Source organism: Streptomyces sp. W16 (assembly GCF_033194735.1).
Taxonomy (GTDB): Bacteria; Actinomycetota; Actinomycetes; order Streptomycetales; family Streptomycetaceae; genus Streptomyces.
The window spans coordinates 1-7,270 of sequence record NZ_JAWOAI010000490.1 but is presented as its reverse complement, the minus strand read 5'-3'; the positions used below and the strand labels follow the sequence as shown (position 1 = coordinate 7,270).

8 protein-coding genes are annotated in these 7,270 nt (G+C 68.7%); 1 reads left to right on the top strand and 7 read right to left on the bottom strand.

Going from position 1 to position 7,270, the window contains the following annotated elements:
• The 7 genes from R6V09_RS41425 to R6V09_RS41395 all read right to left on the bottom strand — a co-directional run.
• A partial coding sequence (locus R6V09_RS41425) for a TerD family protein (protein ID WP_317886650.1) occupies positions 1-538 on the bottom strand: 538 nt, incomplete at its 3' end.
• Between the two features lie 126 nt (positions 539-664).
• Entirely contained in the window at positions 665-1,654 is a 990-nt protein-coding gene (locus R6V09_RS41420; RefSeq protein WP_317886649.1) for a zinc-dependent alcohol dehydrogenase family protein, read from the bottom strand.
• Positions 1,651-2,499 (bottom strand): carbohydrate ABC transporter permease, encoded by an 849-nt coding sequence (locus tag R6V09_RS41415; RefSeq protein WP_317886648.1) that lies wholly within the window; start codon positions 2,497-2,499, stop codon positions 1,651-1,653. The genes R6V09_RS41420 and R6V09_RS41415 overlap by 4 nt, the downstream gene beginning before the upstream one ends.
• Positions 2,496-3,434 carry a carbohydrate ABC transporter permease gene (locus tag R6V09_RS41410; RefSeq protein WP_317886647.1) on the bottom strand — a complete coding sequence of 313 codons (939 nt, stop codon included), beginning with the start codon at positions 3,432-3,434 and terminating at the stop codon, positions 2,496-2,498. The genes R6V09_RS41415 and R6V09_RS41410 overlap by 4 nt, the downstream gene beginning before the upstream one ends.
• A complete protein-coding gene (locus R6V09_RS41405) occupies positions 3,431-4,801 on the bottom strand; it encodes an ABC transporter substrate-binding protein (RefSeq protein WP_317886646.1) in 1,371 nt (456 codons plus the stop codon). Before R6V09_RS41405 ends, R6V09_RS41410 begins: the two co-directional genes overlap by 4 nt.
• A 91-nt stretch (positions 4,802-4,892) precedes the next feature.
• Positions 4,893-5,663, bottom strand: coding sequence for a DeoR/GlpR family DNA-binding transcription regulator (locus R6V09_RS41400; RefSeq protein ID WP_019067511.1), 771 nt, complete (start codon positions 5,661-5,663; stop codon positions 4,893-4,895).
• A gap of 295 nt (positions 5,664-5,958) precedes the next feature.
• Entirely contained in the window at positions 5,959-6,768 is an 810-nt protein-coding gene (locus R6V09_RS41395) for an NAD-dependent epimerase/dehydratase family protein (RefSeq protein WP_317886645.1), read from the bottom strand.
• Between the two features lie 240 nt (positions 6,769-7,008).
• On the opposite strand from R6V09_RS41395, the gene R6V09_RS41390 reads away from it, so the two are divergent.
• The coding region (locus R6V09_RS41390) for a dihydrodipicolinate synthase family protein (protein ID WP_317886644.1) at positions 7,009-7,270 on the top strand (262 nt) is incomplete at its 3' end.

The following is a 7,270-nucleotide window of genomic DNA, read 5'->3' as shown; positions in this document are numbered from 1 at the left end:
GTGCCGGCGGGGCCACCGGAGCCGGAGCCGCGGCCGGTTCCTCCACCGAGACGCCGAAGTCCGTCGCGATGCCCGCCAGGCCGTTCGCGTACCCCTGGCCGACCGCGCGGGCCTTCCAGACGCCGTTGCGGAGATAGATCTCGACGACCACCAAAGCCGTCTCGGCGCCGAGCTGCGGGGGCGTGAACGTGCCCAGCACGCTGTTGTCGTCCGCGTTGCGGATCGTCGCCGTGGGCTCGATGCCCTGGAAGCTCTGGCCGGCCGCGTCCGGGCTGGCGGTGACGACGATCTTCTCGATGCCGGGCGGGACGGCGCCGGTGTCGACGGTGATCGCGTCGGGTGCCGTACCGCCGCCGGAGCGGTAGGTCACGCCGGGGCCCGCCGGCTGGTTGTAGAAGATGAAGTCGTCGTCGGAGCGCACCTTGCCGTCGCCCGTGAGCAGCAGGCCCGATACGTCGAGCCGCACCGGGGCGGCGACGTCCACCGTCACGCGCGCGGCGGAGAGAGGGATGTTCGAGCCGGGGGTCATAGCTGTCATGCCTCGTGAACGACCGAGACCATTTTGCCGTTCCCTTACCAAGCGACCAATTGGCCAACCCTTGGAACTGCCGGCTCGAAACCGCCCTCGATCCCTCCTGCGGACTCTCCTGAACCCTTCTGCGGACTAGGGAATCACCACGATCTTCCGTCCCACCCCCGCCGCGAACTGCTCCAGCGCCTGCGGATACCGCTCCAGCTCGATCCGGTCGCTGATGAAGATCCCGGGGTCGAGGACCCCGTTCGCGAACAGCTCCGCCGCCCGCTCGAAGCTGTGCAGCACCGCCATGGAGCCGGTGATGGTGATCTCCTGGTTGTAGATGCGGTACGGGTCGATCGACACCCGGGTCGCGTAGTCGGCCACCCCGAACTGCAGGAACGTGCCCGCCTTCGCCACCCGGTCCAGGCCGTCCTGGATCGCCGCAGCGTTGCCGGTCGCGTCGACGACGAGGTCCCAGCCCTGCGGCCGGTCCAGCTCGTCCGCGTTCGCCGCAGAGCCGGAGACCCCGAGCGTGCGGGCCGTCTCCAGACGGGCCGGGTTCAGGTCCACGATGTCGACGCTCGCCGCCCCCGTGCGCTTGGCCAGCTCCAGCATCATCAGGCCCATGGTCCCGGAGCCGTAGATCAGGACGTGTGCGCCGAGGCGGGACTTCAGGACGTCGTAGCCGCGCACCGCGCACGACAGGGGCTCTACGAGTGCCGCGTCCTGGGTGCGTACGTGCTCGGGCAGTTTCACGCAGTTCGCCACCGGGGCGAGTGCGTACTGGGCGGCGCCGCCCGCCGTGGTGACGCCGATCGCGGCCCAGCGTTCGCAGAGGTTGTTGTGGCCGTTGCGGCACTGCCGGCACTCGTAGCAGTAGAGGGATGGATCTACGGCCACCTGGTCGCCGACCGAGACCTCGGTGACCTGGGTGCCGACCGCGACGATCTCGCCCGCGAACTCGTGGCCCGGCACGATCGGCAGCTTGGGCGCGAACTCGCCCTGGAGGATGTGCAGATCGGTGCCGCAGAGGCCGCAGGCGGCGACCTCGACGACGACCTCGCGGGGGCCCGGCGTCGGGTCGGGGACCTCGGTGACGACGGCGCGGCCCACGGACTCGATGACGGCGGCCTTCATTTCACGGCTCCCAAGGAGAGGCCCTGGACCAGCTTGTCCTGGGCGGCGAACCCCGCGGCGAGCACCGGCAGGGAGACGACGAGCGACGCGGCGCACACCTTCGCCAGGAACAGGCCCTGGCTGGTGATGAAGCCGGTCAGGAACACGGGGGCGGTCTCGGCGACCACGCCCGTCAGAACTCGGGCGAACAGCAGCTCGTTCCAGCTGAAGATGAAGCAGATCAGGGAGGTCGCCGCGATACCGGGGAGGGCGATCGGGGCCACCACGCGCGCGAGGATGGTCGGCAGCCGGGCGCCGTCGATCTGCGCCGCCTCGATGACGGCGACCGGGACCTCGGCGAGGAAGGACTGCATCATCCACACCGCGATCGGCAGGTTCATCGAGGTGTAGAGGATGACCAGGAGCCAGATGTTGTCCAGCATCCCGGCGTTCTTCGCGAACAGGTAGATCGGCAGCAGGCCCGCCACCACCGGGAGCATCTTCGTGGACAGGAAGAAGAACAGGACGTCGGTCCACTTCTTCACCGGGCGGATCGACAGCGCGTAGGCCGCCGGGAACGCCAGCAGCAGCACGAAGAGCGTCGAAGCCACCGACGCGACCAGCGAGTTGATCAGCGCGGGCCAGGGGCTCGCGCCGCCGCCCGTGCCGAAGAACTCCCGGTAGCTGTCCAGGGTGAGGGCGGCCCCGAAGGACGGCGGGTTGGTCGCCGCGTCGGTCTCCGAGTGGAAGGACGTCAGCGCCATCCAGGCGATGGGCAGGAAGAACACGATGCCGAGAAGCCAGGCCACCAGGCCGAGGCCCGCTCCTTTACGGCGGTCACGCACGCGTACGGCGATGCTGCTCATGCGCGGGACGCCTCCTCACGGAACAGGGACGACACGACGCGCAGGGCGAAGGTCGCGATGATGATCGAGCCGATGACGACCAGGACGCCGGCCGCCGAGGCGAGACCGTTCTCGTGGGCCTGGTAGAAGCTCTGGTAGACGGTGTAGGGCAGGTTGGCGGTGCCCAGGCCGCCCGACGTGATCGTGAAGACCGCGTCGAAGTTCTGCACGATGTAGATCGAGCCCAGCAGACCGCCGAGTTCGAGATAGCGGCGCAGGTGCGGGAGGGTCAGATAGCGGAAGACCTGCCAGTCGTTCGCGCCGTCCACCTTCGCGGCCTCGATCTGCTGCTGGTCGCGGCTCTGCAGTCCGGCCAGCAGGATCAGCATCATGAACGGCGTCCACTGCCACACCAGGGAGGCCTCGACCGCGAGCAGCGGGTTGTTGGAGATCCAGTCCGGCTGTGGGCCGCCCACATAGTGCAACAGCCCATTGAGCAGGCCGTATTCAGGGTTGTAGAGCACATGCTTCCAGAGCAGGGCCGCAGCCACCGGCACCACCAGGAACGGGGCGATCAGCAGGGTGCGGACGAAGCCCCGGCCCCGGAACTTCCGGTCCAGGAGCAGCGCGAGCAGCATGCCCAGGACCAGGCTGGCCAGCACCACCGCGACGGTGAGCAGGACGGTCGTCCACACCGAGTGGCGCAGGTCGGCGTCGGTCAGGACCTGCTGGTAGTTGTCGAAACCGGTGAAGTGCCGGGCCTTCGGATAGAGCGCGTTCCAGTCGAAGAAGGAGATCACCAGCGTGGCCACGAACGGGAGTTGGGTTACGACGATCATGAAGATCAGGGCGGGGAGCAGGGGGGCGCGGGTGGCCCAGGCGCGCAGTTTGTCCGAGGGCTGCCGCGCGGTACGGGTCGGACTGGTGGCCAGGCGGGCCGTTGTCGTGGCGGTCATCGTCCCTCGTACTCCTTGGAGATCTTCTCGGCGAGTTTCTGGGCCTTCTTCAGGGCCGAGTCGACGGACTGGCGTCCGGCGATGGCCGAGCTGATCTCCTGGGAGACCTTGGTGCCGAGGTCGGTGAACTCGGGGATGTCGACGAACTGGATGCCGGGCGCGGGGCGCGGCTGCACGCCGGGGTCGTTGGGCTTGGCGCCCTCGATGGCCGCCTTCGTCATCTCCTGGAAGGCGGCGGCCTCCTTGACGTAGTCGGGGTTCGTGTACGTCGAGGCGCGCTTGCCGGCCGGCACGTTGGACCAGCCGTCCTTCTCGCCGACCAGCTGCTCGTACTGCTTGCTGGACGCCCAGGACACGAACTTCCAGGCCTTGTCGGAGTTGTGGGACGCCTTCTGGATGCCCCAGGCCCAGGTGTAGAGCCAGCCGGAGGAGTCGGTCTTCTCGACCGGGGCGGGGACGTAGCCGATCTTGCCCTTCACCGGGGAGCCCTTGGCCTCCAGCGAGCCCGCCGCCGAGGTGGCGTCGTACCACATGGCGACCTTGCTCTGGGTGATGTTGTTGAGGCACTCGGCGAAACCGGACTGGGCCGCGCCGGACTCGCCGTGCTTGCGGACGAGGTCGACATAGAACTTCGTCGCCTGCTCGAATGCGGGGGAGTCGAGCTGCGCCTTCCAGTTCTTGTCGAACCAGGTGCCGCCGAAGGTGTTCACGACGGTGGTCAGGGGCGCCATCAGCTCGCCCCAACCGGGCAGTCCGCGCAGGCAGATGCCCTTCATGCCGGGCTTCGCGCCGTCGACCTTGGCGGCTATGTCGGCCACCTGGGTCCAGGTCGGGTGCGCGGGCATGGTGAGGCCTTTGTCGGCGAGTATGTCCTTGCGGTACATCAGGAAGGACGACTCGCCGTAGAACGGCTGCCCGTAGAGCTTGCCGTCGTCCGCGGTCAAGGACTCCCGCATCGGCTTGAGGATGTCCTGCTCGTCGTAGGCCGGGTCCTTCGCGACGTACGAGTCCATCTCGTGCAGCCAGCCGTTGCGGGCGTAGATCGGGATCTCGTAGTTGGAGAGGGTCGCGACGTCGTACTGGCCGGCCTGGTTGGCGAAGTCCTGGCTGATCTTGTCGCGGACGTCGTTCTCGGGCAGCACCGTGAAGTTGACCTTGATGCCGGTCTCCTTCGTGAAGTTCGGTGCCAGCTTCTGGAGTTCGGTCATCTGGGGGTTGTTGACCATCAGGACGTTGATCGAGTTGCCGCCTGATCCGGCGCCGCCCGCTCCGACCCAGCAGCCGGAGAGCAGCGGGGCGAGCAGCGTCCCTACGGCGGCCAGGGCGAGCGTGGCTCGCGGCGGCCGTCGTCGGCTCTGGGTTCGCATGGATCGCTCCTGCACATATAGGGAGAAAAAGGCGCCAGCCGGGCGTGGCTGCACCCTACGTAGAGACTCAGTTGGAATTTCGAACGGCGTGCTAGACGCGGATGACCTGTGGCCCCAGCAATGAGTAGCGGTGGGCTTCGGCCGACGGGAGCAGCGTGCTTGTGACGATCGTCTCCAGGGCGCCGATCTCGGCGAACCTGCAGAAACTGACCGCCCCGAACTTGGTGTGCACGCCCGCGAACACGGTGCGCCGGGCGGCACGGATGGCCTGTGCCTTGACCTCGCTGACGGCGGGATCGGGGGTGGTCAGGCCGTGTTCGCGGGAGATGCCGTTGGCGCCGATGAAGGCGAGGTCGAGGACGAAGCCGGCGAGCATCTTCGTCGTCCAGTGGTCCACGGTCGCCAGGGTGCCGTGCCGGACCCGGCCGCCGAGCAGCAGTACCGAGGTGTTCTCGGACTCGGCGAGCACGCCCGCGACCGGCAGGGACGCGGTGACCACGGTCAGCGGTCGGTCCCTGGGCAGGGCCTCGGCGATGAGCTGGGGGGTGAAGCCCTCGTCGACGAAGACCGTCTCGGCGTCCCCGAGCAGCTCGGCCGCGGCGACCGCGATCCGGCGCTTCTCGGGAACGTGGCTCGTGGCGCGGAAGGCGAGCGTCGTCTCGAAACCGGCGCTCTCCACGGGGTAGGCCCCGCCATGGGTCCTGCGGACCAGCCCGTGGTCCTCCAGGGCGCGCAGATCCCGCCGTACGGTCTCCTTGGCCACGCCCAGCTCGGCGGCGAGCGCGGTGACGTCGACCGAGCCGGTGCGGCGCGCGGCCCGCACGATCTCCCGCTGACGTTCCTCCGCCGAACTCGTGCCCATGGCCGACACCACCTTCCCGCTCACTGGAGTACTGCCCGTTCGGGCCCGGTGGGACCCTTGGGGGAAGTTCTACAGCTGGTGCGCGGCACTGACCAGGCCTGTTGCACGTCCGATGCTGCCCGTGTGTGACCGTTTACCACGTGCTGTGCCCGTCGCGGACCTGCACGGCTGTCCGCCGGGGCGTGGGATCGGGCAGCGTCCGTGCCCGAACATGCCGGCGGGCGGGCCCGTTCGGTGCCCGCCCGCCGCTCTGAAGTTCCTTTTCCGGTCACTACGACCGGATGTACGGCCCGTGTCAGTACGGCCAGATCGGCGGGTCGTTCACGAAGTGGCCGCCCAGGTAGGCGTGCGCCTCGACACCCGGCTCCAGCTCGCCCTGCTCGGCGATCAGCTTCTCGGCGTACGGCTCGGAGTCGTCCCGCGGCTCGTAACCGAGCGCCCGCGCGGTCGACAGGTCCCACCACAGGCGGGTGTTGGCGGAGGAGCCGTAGACGATCGTGTGCCGCACCTCCTCGGCGGTCAGGGCCGCGTGGAAGAGGCGGGCGCCGTCGGCGGGGCTCATCCAGATCGACAGCATGCGCACGCTGCTGGGCTCCGCGAAGCAGGAGCCGATACGGACGGAGACGGTCTCCAGGCGGTGCTTGTCCCAGTAGAGCTGCGCGAGGTCCTCGCCGAAGGACTTGGACAGGCCGTAGAAGGTGTCGGGGCGGTGCGGGGTGTCGACGGGGATCAGCGGGTCGTCGCCCTGGGGGCGCGGTGTGTAGCCCACCGCGTGGTTGGAGGAGGCGAAGACGACGCGCGGGACGCCCTCCTCGCGGGCGGCCTCGTAGAGGTTGTACGTGCCCTCGATGTTCGACTTGAGGATCTTGTCGAAGGAGGCTTCCAGGGAGATGCCGGCGAGATGGATGATCGCGTCGACGCCCCGCACGGCCTCGCGGAGCGCCGCCCGGTCGGAGAGGTCGGCGGTGATCGCGTCCGGCTCGCCCTCGATCGGGCGCAGATCCAGCAGTCGCAGGTCGTAGCCGTAGGAGGGGAGCAGGTCCCGCATCAGGGTGCCGAGCCCGCCTGCGGCGCCGGTGAGCAGAACGGTGCGGGGAGCGGGCATCCTCGGTCTCCTTGGGATCGACAGTGGATGGCTGACCTCATCCATGAACGGAATTCACATGCATGGACACGCTAGGGATCGGTCGCCATGCCCGTCAAGTGTGGCGCGGACCTGGGAAATCCGCTCCCCTGTTGCTCATTCGCGCGCTTGACCCACCCTGAGGCGGCTCCTTAGGGTGAGGTTGTTCAGAGATGTAGACATTGATCAGAAGAACGTACGCGCTTGTTCAAGGGAGAGCCCGTGACGCCAGCCCCTCTCGCCGACCGGCTCAGTATCCCCAGCGGGCCGCTGTTCTTCCCCGTCACTCCGTACGGCCCCGACGGCTCCGTCGATCTCGACGTGTTCCGCGCGCATGTCCGCCAGGGCGTCGAGGCCGGTGCCGCCGCCGTGTTCGCGTGCTGCGGCACCGGGGAGTTCCACGCGCTGCTGCCCGAGGAGTTCGAGGCGTGCGTCCGGGCCGCCGTGGAGGCGGCCGGGGGCCGGGTGCCGGTGGTCGCGGGCG